At 66.2% G+C, this 15443-nt stretch carries 7 protein-coding genes and 3 pseudogenes; all 10 read right to left on the bottom strand.

Annotated elements, in window-relative coordinates; translation table 11 throughout:
• Positions 1-16 precede the first annotated feature (16 nt).
• The 10 genes and pseudogenes from narI to HND92_RS02585 all read right to left on the bottom strand — a co-directional run bounded on the left by narI (position 17) and on the right by HND92_RS02585 (position 15200).
• On the bottom strand, positions 17-751 hold the full coding sequence (gene narI, locus HND92_RS02630; RefSeq protein ID WP_172205673.1) for a respiratory nitrate reductase subunit gamma: 735 nt from the start codon (positions 749-751) through the stop codon (positions 17-19).
• The gene (narJ, locus tag HND92_RS02625; RefSeq protein WP_011803898.1) at positions 748-1446 is read right to left on the bottom strand and encodes a nitrate reductase molybdenum cofactor assembly chaperone; all 699 of its coding nucleotides are present in this window, start codon (positions 1444-1446) and stop codon (positions 748-750) included. The genes narI and narJ overlap by 4 nt, the downstream gene beginning before the upstream one ends.
• Before the next feature lie 19 nt (positions 1447-1465).
• A pseudogene (gene narH / locus HND92_RS19525) lies at positions 1466-1798 on the bottom strand (nitrate reductase subunit beta); the annotation flags it as partial.
• A pseudogene (narH, locus tag HND92_RS02615) lies at positions 1780-3261 on the bottom strand (nitrate reductase subunit beta); the annotation flags it as partial. The pseudogenes narH (HND92_RS02615) and narH (HND92_RS19525), both read right to left, overlap by 19 nt.
• Before the next feature lie 18 nt (positions 3262-3279).
• Positions 3280-7092: a nitrate reductase subunit alpha gene (locus tag HND92_RS02610; RefSeq protein WP_172205669.1), complete on the bottom strand. Its 3813-nt coding sequence runs from the start codon at positions 7090-7092 to the stop codon at positions 3280-3282.
• Positions 7093-7128: 36 nt separating this feature from the next.
• Positions 7129-8578 (bottom strand): annotated as a pseudogene (locus HND92_RS02605) (MFS transporter).
• A 46-nt stretch (positions 8579-8624) separates the two neighbouring features.
• On the bottom strand, positions 8625-9917 hold the full coding sequence (locus HND92_RS02600) for a nitrate/nitrite transporter (RefSeq protein WP_172205667.1): 1293 nt from the start codon (positions 9915-9917) through the stop codon (positions 8625-8627).
• Between the two features lie 146 nt (positions 9918-10063).
• Positions 10064-10639 carry a LuxR C-terminal-related transcriptional regulator gene (locus tag HND92_RS02595; protein WP_371814841.1) on the bottom strand — a complete coding sequence of 192 codons (576 nt, stop codon included), beginning with the start codon at positions 10637-10639 and terminating at the stop codon, positions 10064-10066.
• Positions 10640-10666: 27 nt separating this feature from the next.
• Positions 10667-12583, bottom strand: coding sequence for a type IV pili methyl-accepting chemotaxis transducer N-terminal domain-containing protein (locus tag HND92_RS02590; RefSeq protein ID WP_172205665.1), 1917 nt, complete (start codon positions 12581-12583; stop codon positions 10667-10669).
• A 178-nt stretch (positions 12584-12761) separates the two neighbouring features.
• Complete coding sequence (locus HND92_RS02585; protein ID WP_172205663.1) at positions 12762-15200, bottom strand: adenosylcobalamin-dependent ribonucleoside-diphosphate reductase; 2439 nt, start codon at positions 15198-15200, stop codon at positions 12762-12764.
• Positions 15201-15443 lie beyond the last annotated feature (243 nt).

Raw genomic sequence — 15443 nt, 5'->3', positions numbered from 1 at the left:
CTGGCAGCTATTTACTTCATAGCGCGTTGCGATTGCCCGGCTGGTTGTGGCCTGCGGGCAGGTTCATGCGGCGGGCGCGCACCAGTTGGTACGGGCGCGTGATGTAGGCCAGTGTGCCAAACCCGCTCCACACGTGCACCAGGCGGGTGAACGGGAAGATCAGGAACACGGTCATGCCCAGGAACATGTGCGCCTTGAACACCCAGCCGGCATTGGCCAACAGTTCCACGGCGCCGCCGCGGAAGGTGACGATGCGTTGCGCCCATTCGGCCAGCAGCATCATCATGGAGCCGTCCAGGTGCTGCGCCGACAGCGGAATGGTCGCCAGGCCCAGGGCCAACTGCACCCACAGCACCCACAGCAGCAGGATGTCGCTGGTCTTGGAGGTGGCGCGGATACGCGCATCCGTCAGGCGGCGGTGCAGCAGCAGCGTCACGCCGATGAAGCCCAGGGTGCCGGCGACGCCGCCCACGACCATGGCCATGATCTGCTTGGCGCCTGCGCTCATGAAGGGCTCGTACAGCGCGTGCGGCGTGAGCATGCCCACGAAGTGGCCGAAGAACAGGACCAGCACGCCCACGTGGAACAGGTTGCTGCCCCAGCGCAGGCTGCCGCGGCGCAGCAGCTGCGAGGAGTCGCTCTTCCATGAGTACTGGTCGCGGTCGAAGCGCGCCCAGCTGCCGATGAAGAAAACGGCCAGACAGATGTAGGGGTACAGGCCGAACAAGAGGTTGTCGATCCAGGCGGTCATACCGAGGCTCCTTGGGACGAGTTGGCGCGTGCGTTGCGCACGAAATGCAGGGGTTGGGGCTGGTCCGGGCGGTTCTGGCCGCGGGTGGCGCAGCCGTCGAACGCTTCGGGCTCGGCCCAGGCGTCGTCCAGGCCCGGCTCGGGCGCGATGGCGACGGCCTGCACGCGCTGGCCGGCGACTTCGAGCACCGCCGCGATCACGCAGGCGTAGGGGTTGCCCTTGCTGGTCAGCGCGGTGAACAGCGCATTGAGGATGTGCGCCATCTCGCCGAGGAATTCGCGCGCCACCGCCGGCGGCTGGGTGGAGGCGAACTCCAGCACCACCGCCAGATGGTCGGGCAGTTCCTGCGCATCGAACTGCAGGCCGGCCTTCTCGTAGGTCTGCATCAGGTCGATGAGCGCGGGGCCGCGCTCGCGCGAGTCGCCGTGCACGTGCTCGAACAGGTGCAGCGAGGTCTGGCGGCCGCGGTCGAAGGTGTCGACGTAGCGCGCCTCGGCCTCGTAGGGCTCCATGGCACACAGCTGGCGGCACAGGGCTTCGATCTCCTGCATGCGCGCCTCGGGCAGGGCGCGCTCCAGCCGCAACGCGTCCAGCAGTGCCGGCGCGTTCGCACGCAGCGCGGCATCGGGATAGCCCAGCAGGTGCGCCAGCGCACGCAGCGTCAGGCGCAGGGATTCAGGCGTTTTCTGGAACATGGCAATTCTTCCTTTCGCCTCAGACCGTGGCCTTGATGGGGATGGTGCGTCGCTTCTTGCCACCGAACATGCTCACGTCCGTGGAGCCGTCGGAGCAGCCGTTGCCGAACGAGAAGCCGCAGCCGCCGCGCAGGTCGAATGCGTTCTCGGCGTACTCGCGGTGCGCCGAGGGGATGACGAAGCGGTCTTCGTAGTTGGCGATCGCCATGACCTGGTACATGTCTTCCACTTCATGCACCGTGAGCCCCACCTGCTGCAGCACGGCCAGGTTCTGCTGGCGGTCCACATGCATGCCGCGCTGGTAGGCGCGCATGGCCAGCATGCGCTCCAGCGCCCGCACCACGGGGCCGGTGTGGAGCCGTCGGAGCAGCCGTTGCCGAACGAGAAGCCGCAGCCGCCGCGCAGGTCGAATGCGTTCTCGGCGTACTCGCGGTGCGCCGAGGGGATGACGAAGCGGTCTTCGTAGTTGGCGATCGCCATGACCTGGTACATGTCTTCCACTTCATGCACCGTGAGCCCCACCTGCTGCAGCACGGCCAGGTTCTGCTGGCGGTCCACATGCATGCCGCGCTGGTAGGCGCGCATGGCCAGCATGCGCTCCAGCGCCCGCACCACGGGGCCGGTGTCGCCGGCGGTGAGCAGGTTGGCCAGGTACTGCACGGGGATGCGCAGCTGCGACACGTCGGGAATCTCGCCATTCACGCCCAGGTGGCCGGCATTGGCCGCAGCGGTGATGGGCGACAGCGGCGGCACGTACCACACCATGGGCAGTGTGCGGTACTCGGGGTGCAGCGGCAGTGCGATCTTCCAGTCCACAGCCATCTTGTAGACGGGGCTGTTCTTGGCGGCTTCCAGCCAGGCGTCGGAGATGCCGTCGGCTTTGGCCTGGCGGATCACGTCCGGGTCGTTGGGGTCCAGGAAGATGTCCAGCTGCGCCTCGTACAGGTCGCGGTCGCGCTCCACGCTGGCGGCTTCCTGGATGCGGTCGGCGTCGTACAGCAGCACACCCAGGTAGCGGATGCGGCCCACGCAGGTCTCGGAGCACACCGTGGGCTGGCCCGCCTCGATGCGCGGGTAGCAGAAGATGCACTTCTCGGCCTTGCCGGTCTGCCAGTTGTAGTAGATCTTCTTGTAGGGGCAGCCCGATACGCACATGCGCCAGCCGCGGCACTTGTCCTGGTCGATCAGCACGATGCCGTCTTCCTCGCGCTTGTAGATCGAGCCCGAGGGGCACGATGCCACGCACGCCGGGTTCAGGCAGTGCTCGCACAGGCGCGGCAGGTACATCATGAAGGTGTTCTCGAACTGGCCGTACATGTCCTTCTGGACCTGCTCGAAGTTCACGTCGGCGCTGCGCTTGGAGAACTCGCCGCCCAGGATTTCTTCCCAGTTCGGGCCCCACTCGATCTTCTCCATGCGCTGGCCGGTGATCAGGCTGCGCGGGCGTGCCGTGGGCGCAGCCTTGGTCTCAGGCGCCGACTGCAGATGGTCGTAGTCGAAGGTGAAGGGCTCGTAGTAGTCGTCGATCTGCGGCAGATTGGGGTTGGCAAAGATGCGCATGAGCAGCTTCCACTTGCCCCCTTGGCGGGGGGCGATGGAGCCGTCCGGGTTGCGCACCCAGCCACCGTTCCACTTGTCCTGGTTTTCCCATTCCTTGGGGTAACCGATGCCGGGTTTGGTCTCGACGTTGTTGAACCACGCGTATTCCATGCCAGGGCGGCTGGTCCACACGTTCTTGCAAGTGACCGAGCAGGTATGGCAGCCGATGCACTTGTCCAAGTTCAGCACCATGCCGATTTGTGCGCGAATTTTCATCGTGTCTCTCCTTGTCGCTCAGGCGTGGGCGGTGCTGGTGGATGCCTCTTCATCCAGCCAGTCGATGCGGCGCATCTTGCGCACCAGCACGAACTCGTCGCGGTTGGTGCCGATGGTCCCGTAATAGTTGAAGCCGTAGCTGTACTGCGCGTAGCCACCAATCATGTGGGTGGGCTTGAGCACGATGCGCGTGACGGAGTTGTGGATGCCGCCGCGCGTGCCCGTGATCTCCGAGCCCGGGGTGTTGATGATCTTTTCCTGCGCGTGGTACATCATGACCATGCCGGGTTTGACACGCTGGCTGACCACCGCGCGCGCCGCAATGGCGCCGTTGGCGTTGAACAGCTCGACCCAGTCGTTATCCACGATGCCGCCGCGCTTGGCGTCGTCTTCGCTGAGCCAGATCACCGGGCCGCCGCGGTTGAGCGTGAGCATGTGCAGGTTGTCGCTGTACGTGCTGTGGATGCCCCACTTCTGGTGCGGGGTGATGAAATTCAGCGCGATCTCGGGGTTGCCGTTGGGCTTTTTGCCCTCGACCTCTTCCAGCGTCTTCAGGTGCACCGGCGGGCGGTAGCTCACAAAGCCCTCGCCAAAGTCGCGCATCCAGGGGTGGTCCTGGTAGAACTGCTGGCGGCCGGTGAGGGTGCGCCAGGGGATGTACTCGTGCACGTTGGTGTAGCCGGCGTTGTAGCTGACCTTCTCGCTCTCCAGCCCGCTCCAGGTGGGCGAGCTGATGATCTTGCGCGGCTGCGCCTGGATGTCGCGGAAGCGGATTTTTTCGTCCTCGCGGTGCAGCGCCAGGTGCACGTGGTCGCGCCCGGTGATCTCGGACAGCGCCGACCAGGCCTTGCAGGCCACGTGGCCGTTGGTCTCGGGGGCCAGCATCAACACCACTTCGGTGGCGTCGATGTCGGTGACGATCTTCGGGCGGCCCTGCGTCACGCCCTCTTCGCGCACGCGGCCGTTCAGGTCGCCCAGCTGGGCCACCTCGGTCTCGGTGTTCCAGGCAATGCCCTTGCCGCCGTTGCCCACCTTGTCCATCAGGGGACCTAAGGCCGTGAAGCGCTTGTAGGTGTTGGGGTAGTCGCGCTCGACCACTGTCACCTGCGGCGCGGTGACGCCGGGGATCAGGTCGCACTCGCCGCGCTTCCAGTCTTTTACGCCGTAGGGCTGGGCCAGCTCGGCCGGGGTGTCGTGCATGATGGGTGTCAGCACCACTTCTTTTTCCACGCCCAGGTGGCCCACGCAGACTTCGCTGAAGGCCTTGGCGAAGCCCTTGTAGATCTCCCAGTCGCTGCGCGACTGCCACGCCGGGTCGACGGCTGCCGACAGCGGGTGGATGAAGGGGTGCATGTCACTGGTGTTGAGGTCGTTCTTCTCGTACCAGGTGGCCGTGGGCAGCACGATGTCGCTGTACAGGCAGGTGGTGCTCATGCGGAAGTCCAGCGTGACCAGCAAGTCCAGCTTGCCCTCGGGCGCATTGGCGTGCCACTTGACCTCCTGCGGCTTAGCCTCGTCCTTGCCGAGGTCCTTGCCCTGCACGCCGTGGGTGGTGCCCAGCAGGTGCTTGAGGAAGTACTCATGCCCCTTGCCCGAGCTGCCCAGGATGTTGGAACGCCACACGAACATGTTGCGCGGCCAGTTCATGGGGTTGTCGGGGTCTTCGCAGCTCAGCGTGAGCGAGCCGTTCTTGAGCGACTGCACCACATAGTCCTTGGGATCCACGCCCTTGGCCTGTGCGTCACGTACCACCTGCAGCGGGTTGGTCTGCAGCTGCGGCGCGCTGGGCAACCAGCCCATGCGCTCGGAGCGCACGTTGAAGTCGATCATCGAGCCCTGGTAGGCCTTGGCATCCGCCAGGGGCGATAGCACTTCCTCCACGCCCAGCTTTTCGTAGCGCCACTGGTCGGTGTGGGCATAGAAGAAGCTGGTGGAGTTTTGCTGGCGCGGCGGGCGAATCCAGTCCAGCGCAAAGGCCAGCGCCGTCCAGCCGGTCTGCGGGCGCAGCTTTTCCTGGCCCACGTAGTGCGACCAGCCGCCGCCGCTCTGGCCGATACAGCCGCACATCATCAGCATGTTGATGATGCCGCGGTAGTTCATGTCGCAGTGGTACCAGTGGTTCATGGCCGCGCCGATGATCACCATGGACTTGCCATGGGTCTTGTCGGCGTTGTCGGCAAACTGGCGCGCAATGGCGATCACCTGGTCGCGCGGCACGCCGGTGATGCGCTCTTGCCAGGCCGGGGTGTAGGGCGCGTTGGCGTTATATCCACCCTCCTCGCCGCCGTCTTTTTCTTCGCCCGGCAGGCCGCGCAGAACGCCGTAGTTGGCTGCCTGCAGGTCAAACACCGTGGCCACGGCCACGCGGCCGGATACGCCCTCGCCCTGCAGGTCCAGGTGGGTGATGGGCACGCGGCGCACGATGACGTCGCCGCCCTGGTCGTTGGACTGGAAGTTGGGCGTGTCGATACCGCCAAAGTACGGAAAGGCAACGTCCGTCACGTCATGCGCCTGCGCGCCGTCCTCCAGCACCGACAGCTTGAGCTTGACGTCGTTGCCGGTGCGCGCCTCTTTGGACTCCAGGTTCCACAGGCCCTTGTCGTCGCGCCCGTCCTTGCCCCAGCGAAAGCCGATGGAGCCGTTGGGCAGCGCCACCCGGCCGTCCACATCGTAGGCCACGGTCTTCCAGTCGGGGTGGTTGCTCTGGCCCAGCTTGTCGGCAAAGTCGCTGGCGCGCACGTAGCGGCCCGGCACCATCACCGTGCGGCCGTCGGGCAGCTGCTTTTCTTGCAGCACCACCAGCAGCGGCAGGTCGGTGTAGCGGCGGGCGTAGTCGTCGAAGTACGCCGAGCGCCCCTTGCCGCCATCCTTGAAGTAGAACTCTTTGAGGATCACATGCCCCATGGCCATGGCCACGGCGGCGTCGGTACCCTGCTTGGGGTGCAGCCACAGGTCGGCCAGCTTGGCCACCTCGGAGTAGTCGGGCGTCACGGCCACGACCTTGGCGCCCTTGTAGCGCACCTCGGTAAAAAAGTGCGCATCCGGCGTGCGCGTCTGGGGCACGTTGGAGCCCCAGGCAATGATGTAGTTGGAGTTGTACCAATCGGCCGACTCGGGCACGTCTGTCTGCTCGCCCCACACCTGCGGGCTGGACGGCGGCAGGTCACAGTACCAGTCGTAAAAGCTCATCGGCACGCCGCCGATCAGGTTCAGGTAACGGCTGCCCGCGGCGTACGAGATCATCGACATGGCCGGAATCGGCGAAAAACCAATGATGCGGTCCGGCCCGTGCTTCTTGATGGTGTAGACGTTGGCCGCAGCAATCATCTGGTTGACCTCGTCCCAGGTGCTGCGCACAAAGCCGCCCAGGCCGCGCTGCTTTTGCCATTCACGGCGCGCGCTGTCGTTTTCGACGATGGCGGCCCAGGCATCCACGGGGCTCTTGGCGATGGCCAGCGCCGCGCGCCAGTGCTTGAGCAGACGCCCGCGCACCAGCGGGTACTTCACGCGGTTGGCGCTGTACAAATACCAGCTGTAGCTGGCGCCACGGGCGCAGCCGCGGGGCTCGTGGTTGGGCAGATCGGGGCGTGTGCGCGGGTAGTCGGTCTGCTGGGTCTCCCAGGTGACGATGCCGCCCTTGACGTAGATCTTCCATGAGCAGCTGCCCGTGCAGTTCACGCCGTGGGTGGATCGCACGATCTTGTCATGCGCCCAGCGGTCGCGGTAGGCATCTTCCCAGGTACGGTCTTCGCCGTTGGTCTGGCCATGGCCCTGCGAGAAGTTTTCGCGCGGCTGCGCGAAGTACGAGAGACGGTCGAGAAAATGACTCATCGTGGGGCTCCTTGGAAATCTGGGTAGTGGCGTGGCTCAGCAAGGCATTTCTGCGTTCTTGCGGGAGTAGTACCACCAGGTAATAACGATGCACAGCACGTAGAAAAGCGCAAACATCCACAGCGCAAACTCGGGCCCGCCGGTCGCCGCGATGGAACTGCCATAGCTCTTGGGGATGAAAAACCCGCCGTATGCACCCAGCGCACCGGCAAAGCCCACGGCAGCTGCGCCTTCGGTGTTGCCGTCCTTGATGGCCTGCGCCTTGGCAGCCGGGTCGTTGCCGCGCAGCTCGCGCATCTTCTGAGTCAGAAAGATCACGGGAATCATGCGGAAGGTGGAGCCGTTACCAATGCCGGTGGTGAAAAACAGCGCCAGGAACATCAGGAAGAAACCCGTGAAGCTGCCTTCCGCCGGGCCGAAGGGCAAGGCAAAGCCGCCAGAGCCCTTGGGCAAAAAGTACAGCACCCCCACCACGGCCAGCGTCATGACGATGAAGTTCCAGAAGGTGACCACGCCACCACCCACCTTGTCCGACAGCCAGCCACCAAACGGGCGAACCACGGCACCCACCAGCGGGCCCAGCCAGGCGTAGGCCAGCGGGTTGACCTGCGGGAACAGCGCCTTGATCAGCAGCGGAAAGCCCGCAGCAAAGCCGATGAACGAGCCGAAAGTGCCCAGGTACAGCACGCACATGATCCAGTTGTGCTTGCGCTTGAAGATGGCGGCCTGCGCGGCAAAGCTGGCCTTGGCATCAGCAATGTCATGCATGCCGAACCACGCGGCAATCGATGCCAGCGCAATCCACGGCACCCAGATGAAGGCAGCGTTCTGCGCCCACACCAGCTGCTCCTGGCCGTTTTTCACAATGGTCTGCGGATCGCCGCCAAACACACCGAAGATGCCCGCAGTGATGACCAGCGGGCTCAGAAACTGCACCACCGACACACCCAGGTTGCCCAGCCCGGCGTTGACGCCCAGTGCCGAACCCTTGCGCTCCTTCGGGAAGAAGAAGCTGATGTTGGCCATGCTGGAGCTGAAATTGCCCCCGCCCAGCCCGCACAGCAGCGCCAGCACCAGCATGGTGGGATAGCTGGTGGTGTTGTCCTGCACTGCATAGCCAATGCCGATGGCCGGAATCAGCAGCGATGCGGTGGACAGCGCCGTCCAGCGCCGCCCCCCCGAAGACGGGCACCATGAACGAGTAGAAGATGCGCAGCGTGGCACCCGACAGCGCCGGCGCCGCGGCCAGCCAGAACAGCTGGTTGGTCGAGTACTTGAAGCCCAGGGCCGGTAGGTTCACCGCCACGACGCTCCACAGTTGCCAGATCGCAAAGGCCAGGAACAGCGCCGGCACCGAGATCCACAGGTTGAGCTTGGCGATGGCCTCGCCTTCGCGTTCCCAGAAGGCCTTGTCCTCCGGGGTCCAGACGGTCAGCACCCGGCCCGGACGCGAGGCCCGCGGCGCGTTGCCGGAAGTGGTGTTCATGCGATTCTCCAAGTCGGGCCGCTCAGGCCCTCGCAGGGGTGGTGCCCTAGGCCCCGTGCGGGCCCATGAGCTCGGTGCGGCGCACCTCGGTGAAATACATCCAGATGAGGGACACCCAGACCACGCCATAGAGCAGCATGAAGGCACTGGAACGGATGCCGGTGAAGTCGAGCAGGGCGCCGAACATGATGGGCAGGATGAAGCCGCCCAGGCCGCCGGCCAGGCCCACGATGCCGCTGATGGCGCCGATGTTCTTGGGGTAGTCGTCGCTGATGTACTTGAACACGCTGGCCTTGCCGAAAGCCCAAGCGATGCCCAGGACGAACAACAGCGCGGTGAACATGTATACGTTCAAGCCGACGTGCAGGGTGATGGGTCCGTTGACGGTCTGGATGGTGAAGTCGGTCTGCGGGTAGGACAGCAGGAACAGGCAGATCCAGCTCACCCACATCACCCACCAGGTCACGGAGTGCGCCCCGAACTTGTCGGACAGCACGCCGCCGATGGCGCGCAGCACGCCGCCCGGCAGCGAGAAGCAGGCTGCCAGCAGCGCCGCCACACGGATGTCAAGGCCGTACTCACCGACGTAGTACTGCACCATCCACAGGGAAAGCGCCACATAGCCACCGAACACGATGCTGTAGTACTGGCAGTACTTGAGCACCTTGGGGTCCTTCAGTGCCTTGAGCTGTTCGCCAAAGGACACGTTGCTGGGTACCAGGTGTGCCGGGTCGCTGTGGCTGAACAGCCAGAACAGCACCAGCGTACCGAGCATGATGGCGGCATACACATGCGGCACGGCGGCCCACCCGAAGGCCACCAGGATCACCGGGGCAATGAACTTGTTCACCGCCGCGCCCGAATTGCCCGCGCCGTACACGCCCATGGCCATGCCCTGGCGGTGCTTGGGGAACCACCGGGCCACGTAGGGCGTACCGACCGAGAACGAGCCGCCGGCCAAACCGACGAACAGGCCGATCACGAGGAAATGCCAGTATTCGGTGGCGTAACCCATCATCCAGATGGCGGGAACGGTGGCGGCCATGAGCAACGCCATCACGATGCGGCCGCCGTAGCGGTCGGTCCAGATGCCCAGCGGCACGCGCACCAGCGAGCCCGTGAGCACGGGCATGGCCGTGAGCAGGCCGAACTGGGTGGAGCTGAGGTTCAGCATCTTCTTGATCGGGATCCCGATGACGCCGAACATCATCCAGACCATGAAGCAGACGGTGAAGGCGAGCGTGCTGACGATGAGCACTGACCAGGCTTTGCGGGTATGGCGTGGATCTCCGCCGATGGTTGAGGCGCTCGGCGCGGCGCGCTGGGGCAGTTGAGCCATTGCAGATGTCCTCTCTTGGGTACGGTGCAATGGTCCCGCAACTGGCCGTGCCTGCACATCCTTCGCTGGGACACCGCGGGCGGTGCAAAAGGACGAGGGCGGCCTATGCCGCCCTACTCCCTAAGAACTATGCCGGGCTCTGGGGGTTATTCCGTGAGGCGGTGGCGGTCCGAGGCGTAGACCGCCGCCTGCACGCGCGAGGACAGTCCCAGCTTGCGCAGAATGTGCTGCACATGGATCTTCACGGTGGTCTCGGCAATGTCGAGCGCACGTGCGATTTCCTTGTTGCTGAGACCGCGCGCAATCTCGCGCAACACGTCTTCTTCGCGCGGCGACAGCACCGACGCGGGCTCTTCCTCTTCGGGCAGGGGCTCGGGCGTGGGCGCCCCCTGGGACTGGAACGCCGCCACCAGCTTGCCCATCATTTCGGGGCTGACCACCGGCTCGCCGCGTGCAGCCCGCCGTATCGCCTGCGCAAGCAGGTCACCGTCAATGGTCTTGAGCAAATACCCCTGCGCGCCGTTACGCAAGGCGGCCGCCAGGTCCTGCCCATCCTCGCTCACCGTGAGCATCAACACGCGGCTGCCCTGCGACGCCTCGCGCAGGCCGGCAATGGCATCCACGCCGCGCACACCGGGCAGGTGGTTGTCCAGCAGGATCACGTCGGGGCGCAGCGCAGGCAGCAGACGCAGGGCCTCCGCGGCGCAGCAAGGTGTGGTCATCGATCAGGAAAAGCGTGGTGGGAGCATTCATGCGGCGGCGGAAGAAACAAGGGAGAAGGGCAACGCAGGCTCCTCGCGGGTGGTTGGTGGCAGCTCCAGGACAACGCAGGTGCCACCGCCGCCGGGGCGCGAAACCAGCTCCAGATGCGCACCGATGCGCTGCGCGCGTTCACGCATGATGCCCAGGCCCACATGCAGCGAATCGGGTGGCACTCTGTCCGGGTCGAACCCGCGGCCATCGTCTTGCACCTCGAAGCGCCAGCGGGGGTGGCGCTGCACCCGCAGCTCCACACGGCGTGCATCGGCGTGCTTGCGCACGTTGGACAAGGCCTCCTGCAGGATGTGCAGCACCTGGATCTGCACGTCCTGCGCCAGCGGCAGGCCGTGCCCCGCCATGCTCAGCGCCGTGGTCGCGCCGGTCTGGTGTTCGAACTTCGAGAGCGTGGCGCGCAGCGCCGCTTCGATGTCCTCGTCCTGCGTGCGCGTGCGAAAGTGCACCAGCAGCTCACGCACGTCGGCATAGCATTCGCGCACACCGGTATCCAGCTCCGCCATGCTGCGGTCACGCGCCTCGGTGTTGTCCTTCGCCACCGCGTCGCGCAGCAGCTGGGTTTGGATCTTGAGAAAGGCCAGCGACTGCGCGATGGAGTCGTGCAATTCGCGCGCAATGAGGCTGCGCTCCTGCGCCACCGCTGCCTCGCGCTCCAGCGCCGAGGCGCGCAGGCTTTCCATGGAAGTGGCCAAGTGATGCGCCATGGTGGACAGCAGCTCGCGCATCTCCGCCGACAGCTCCAGCGGACTGCGATACAGCAGCGTGACCTCGCCCAACAGGCGCTGGTGCATCTGCACCGGGATACTCACCACCGTCTCGAAGCCGGCCTCGCGGCAGTGCGGCAGCTGCAGCCTTCCCGCCGGGACGATGGGGATCACGCGCATGCGCGCCCGTTCCTGCGCCTGGCCGCATTCGCAGGTGCCGGTGTTCAGGCAGTGCTCCTCCTCGGCCAGGGACTTGGGCAGGCCGTCGGCGGCCAGCAGCACGTAGCGCTGGTTGGCCTCGTCCGACCAGCGCAGCGCGGCGGCATCGCAGCCGGCCACGCTGCGGATCTGCTGCACGAAACCCTGGGCCAGGGCCTCCAGGCTGCCGGCCTCGCCCGCCAGCGCGCTCACGGCGTAGAGCGCGGACAGGCGCTGGTTGCGCACCTCGATGGTGGCGGTCTTCTCGCGCACCTTGCGCTCCAGGCCCTCGTGCGAGGCCTGCAGCGCATGCGCCATGAGGTTGAAGCCGGCCGCCAGCTGGCCGAACTCGTCCTCCGTCTCCACCTCCAGGCGCGTGCCCAGGTCGCCCTGGCGCACGCGGCCAAGCGCCTGCTGCAGCCGCGTCACGGGATTGAGCACCAGCAGATAGCTCAGCGCCATGAAGGCCACGGCCGAACCTATGGCCAGGGCCACGAGAAACAGGTGGAACAGGTGCAGCACCGCGGTCCAGCGCATGATGCGCACCTCGATGGCCTGCACGAAGCCGTCGATCTCGCTCACGAAGGCGTCGCCGCGCGCCACGGCGGCGGCGCCACTCTCCTGCGGCAGGGACATCTTCCATTCCTGCTGCAGCAAAAGCCATTGCGAGCGGATGTGCTCGTACTGCGTGCGGGTCTCGTCGTTCCAGGGCACGAACAGGGGGCGCGCGGGGTCCCCGGTGCGCAGCAGCTCCAGCCCGTCGTCGAAGCGCTGCTTCAGCCGCGCGAATTCCTGGGGCGATTCGTTCTGCTGCGCCAGGATCATGCGCAGCATGTTCATGCGCAGGCGGCCCGCCTCATTGACGGCCGCGGCGCCGCCCTCGAGCTGCCAGGTGACCCACAGCGTGAAGCCGATGGAGGCCAGGGCCACGAGCAGGAACACCGTGCCCATGGCCAGCAGCTTGGTCGACAGCGTGGGTTTCTTGCGCATGGCGCGAGTGTAGGCGTCTGGCCGCAGGGCGTCTTGACCATCATCAGGCCGCCCATGCCATCCATGCGGGCTATGCCGCCATTGGTCAAATCAGGCCTTGCGGCGCATGCAGCAAGCGCAGATAGCTACTTTTTAAATAGCATCTGCGCCTTGCCGCCGCACGGGGCCGCGCATGAGGTCAGCCGCAGCTGCCCAGGGCGCCGCACTGGGTGCAGTAGTCGCAGCCGTCCTTGCGGATCACGGCGTGGGCGCCGCATTCCTGGCATTTCTTGCCGGCCATGGCGGGCGGCATGCCGGCGGGCATGTCGGGCTCGTCCAGCGGCAGCACCTGCTGCTGCGGCGCCTCGGCGCGGCGCGCCAGGATGTTCTGCACGGCATAGGCGACGGCCGCCACCTCGGAGTCGTGCCACAGCGGCACCTGGGCGCCGTCGGCACGCTGGTAGGTGCCCAGGCGCACGGGGCCGCGGTCCCAGGCCACCTTGCGCATGTCGGACAGCGCGCGCTCCAGGAAGCCGCCGCGCGCGGCCAGCGACAGCAGGCGCATGCTGGAGGTGATCCACTGCTGCGATTCGCCGCTCTGCCCCACGGGCATGAAGAACTCGATGGCGCGGTCCACCGTGCCGCCGCGCCCGTCAGGCACGGGCAGGAAGGAGACGATCAGGTACAGCGTCTTGTGGCCTTCCTGCGTCCAGTACTCCAGCTTCTCCGCCACGGCCGACAGGCCGCCCGTGGGACGGCTCTCGATCATGGTGCGCATGGGGTCCACCACCACCGGGGCGGGCGCGGCCTCGGGTGCGGCGGCGGGGGCCGGCGCTGCGGCGGGCGTGACTTCCAGCACGGCGCCCAGGATGCTGTTGGGCCGGTAGGTGGCCAGGCCCTTCAGGCCCGAGTGCCAGGCCTGCATGTACAGGCCCTTGAAATCGGCGTAGGGGTAGTCCTCGGGCACGTTCACGGTCTTGGAGATCGCCGTGTCCACGAAGGGCTGCACGGCCTCCATCATGGCCACGTGGTCGGCGGCCGCCATGTCCATGGCGCTCACGAAGTACGCAGGCAGATGGTTCACGTCGCCGCCCAGGGTCTTGTACAGACGCCAGGCGTAGTCCTCCACCACGTACTCGCTCTTGCTGCCGTCGGCCTCGCGCTTGCGGCGCGTGTAGGTCCAGGAGAACGGCGGCTCGATGCCGTTGGAGGCATTGTCGGCAAAGGCCAGGCTCACCGTGCCCGTGGGCGCGATGGACAGCAGGTGGCTGTTGCGGATGCCGTGCTTGCGGATGGCCTTCTGGATGTCCGCGGGCAGGCGGCTGGCGAAGGTGCCCTTGGCCAGGTAGCCATCGGCGTCGAACTTGGGGAACGCGCCCTTTTCCTTCGCCAGTTCCACCGACGCGCGGTAGGCCGCGTTGCGCATGCGCTCGGCGATCTGTACCGCCATGTCGCGCCCTTCCTGGCGGTCGTAGCGCTTGCACAGCATGGCGAGAGTGTTGCCCATGCCCGTGAAGCCCACGCCGATGCGGCGCTTGGCCGCCGACTCGGCCTGTTGCTGCGGCAGGGGCCAGAAGGTCACGTCCAGCACATTGTCCAGCGCGCGCACCTGGGTGGCCACGGCCTGCTCGAAGGCATCGAAGTCGAACGAGGCCTCGCCATGCAGCCCGAACGGGTTGCGCACGAAGCGTGTGAGGATGATCGGGCCCAGGTCGCAGCAGCCGTAGGGCGGCAGCGGCTGCTCGCCACACGGGTTGGTCGCCTGGATGGTCTCCGTGTAGTGCAGGTTGTTGTCGGTGTTGATCTGGTCCAGGAACAGGATGCCGGGCTCAGCGAAGTCGTAGGCCGACTTCATGATCGTGTCCCACAATTCGCGCGCGCGCACCGTGCGGTACACCCACTGGCCGTCGGCGCGCTGGTGTGCGCCCTGGGCCTGCAGCTCCGCACCGGGCGCGGCGCCATGCACCAGCTCCCAATCACGGTCCTGCTCCACCGCTTCCATGAAGGCGTCGGGCACGCCCACGGACACATTGAAATTGTTCCAGCGGCCCGGCGTACGCTTGGCGGTGATGAAGTCCAGCACGTCCGGGTGGTCGATGCGCAGCACGCCCATCTGCGCGCCGCGGCGCGCGCCCGCACTCTCCACCGTGGAGCAGGACTGGTCGAAGACGTTGATGTAACTGCAGGGGCCCGAGGCCATGGAGGCCGTGCCCTTCACCAGCGCGCCGCGCGGGCGGATGCGCGAGAAGTCATAGCCCACGCCGCCGCCGCGGCGCATGGTCTCGGCGGCCTCGCGCAGGGCCTCGTAGATGCCGGGGTAGCCCGCATCGTCCACGCCCTGGATGCAGTCGCCCACGGGCTGCACGAAGCAGTTGATGAGGGTGGCCTGGATGTCGGTGCCGGCGGCGCTCATGATGCGCCCCGCCCCGATGGCGCCGGCACGCAGGTTGTCCAGGAAGCGCGCCTCCAGGGCCTGGCGCATGTCCTCGCGCTCGACCGAGGCCAACGCCCGCGCCACGCGGCGGAACAGATCCTCGACATCGCTCTCGCCGTCTTTGAAGTATTTCTCCTTCAGCACATCCATGCTGATGGGTTGTGTAGACAGGGCGGGGGCAAGGTCGGTGATTTCACGCTGCATGGAAGGGGCTCCGAAAGGATCTAACTGACGTGCACGCCGCGACCCAAGCGCGGCGGCAATTCTCGATTTTCACACCGCGCGGGACGCTTCGCCGCGAACCTTACATGAAGACCCTGCGAAGTCGTTGTCGCCTCGGCGGTCACGCGGCCGTGCAGCCTAGTTGCGCTCTCCGTTTCCTGTAGCACGCCAGCCGCCCGTGGCGCGGCCCGCCGCAAATTACGGCCCAAAGCGCTCCTCATGCAA

It is taken from the genome of Diaphorobacter sp. JS3050 (genome assembly GCF_013154915.1).
Classification (GTDB): domain Bacteria; phylum Pseudomonadota; class Gammaproteobacteria; order Burkholderiales; family Burkholderiaceae_C; genus Diaphorobacter; species Diaphorobacter nitroreducens.
Note: the sequence above shows the minus strand (reverse complement) of the source record. Positions and strands in the feature narration are given on the sequence as shown.

Bases quoted from the DNA above. Each gene is read 5' to 3' on its own strand.
- narI (WP_172205673.1), bottom strand. From the start codon at position 751: ATGACCGCCTGGATCGACAACCTCTTGTTCGGCCTGTACCCCTACATC.
- HND92_RS02595 (WP_371814841.1), bottom strand. From the start codon at position 10,639: ATGACCACACCTTGCTGCGCCGCGGAGGCCCTGCGTCTGCTGCCTGCG.
- narJ (WP_011803898.1), bottom strand. From the start codon at position 1,446: ATGTTCCAGAAAACGCCTGAATCCCTGCGCCTGACGCTGCGTGCGCTG.
- HND92_RS02590 (WP_172205665.1), bottom strand. From the start codon at position 12,583: ATGCGCAAGAAACCCACGCTGTCGACCAAGCTGCTGGCCATGGGCACG.
- HND92_RS02585 (WP_172205663.1), bottom strand. From the start codon at position 15,200: ATGCAGCGTGAAATCACCGACCTTGCCCCCGCCCTGTCTACACAACCC.
- HND92_RS02600 (WP_172205667.1), bottom strand. From the start codon at position 9,917: ATGGCTCAACTGCCCCAGCGCGCCGCGCCGAGCGCCTCAACCATCGGC.
- HND92_RS02610 (WP_172205669.1), bottom strand. From the start codon at position 7,092: ATGAGTCATTTTCTCGACCGTCTCTCGTACTTCGCGCAGCCGCGCGAA.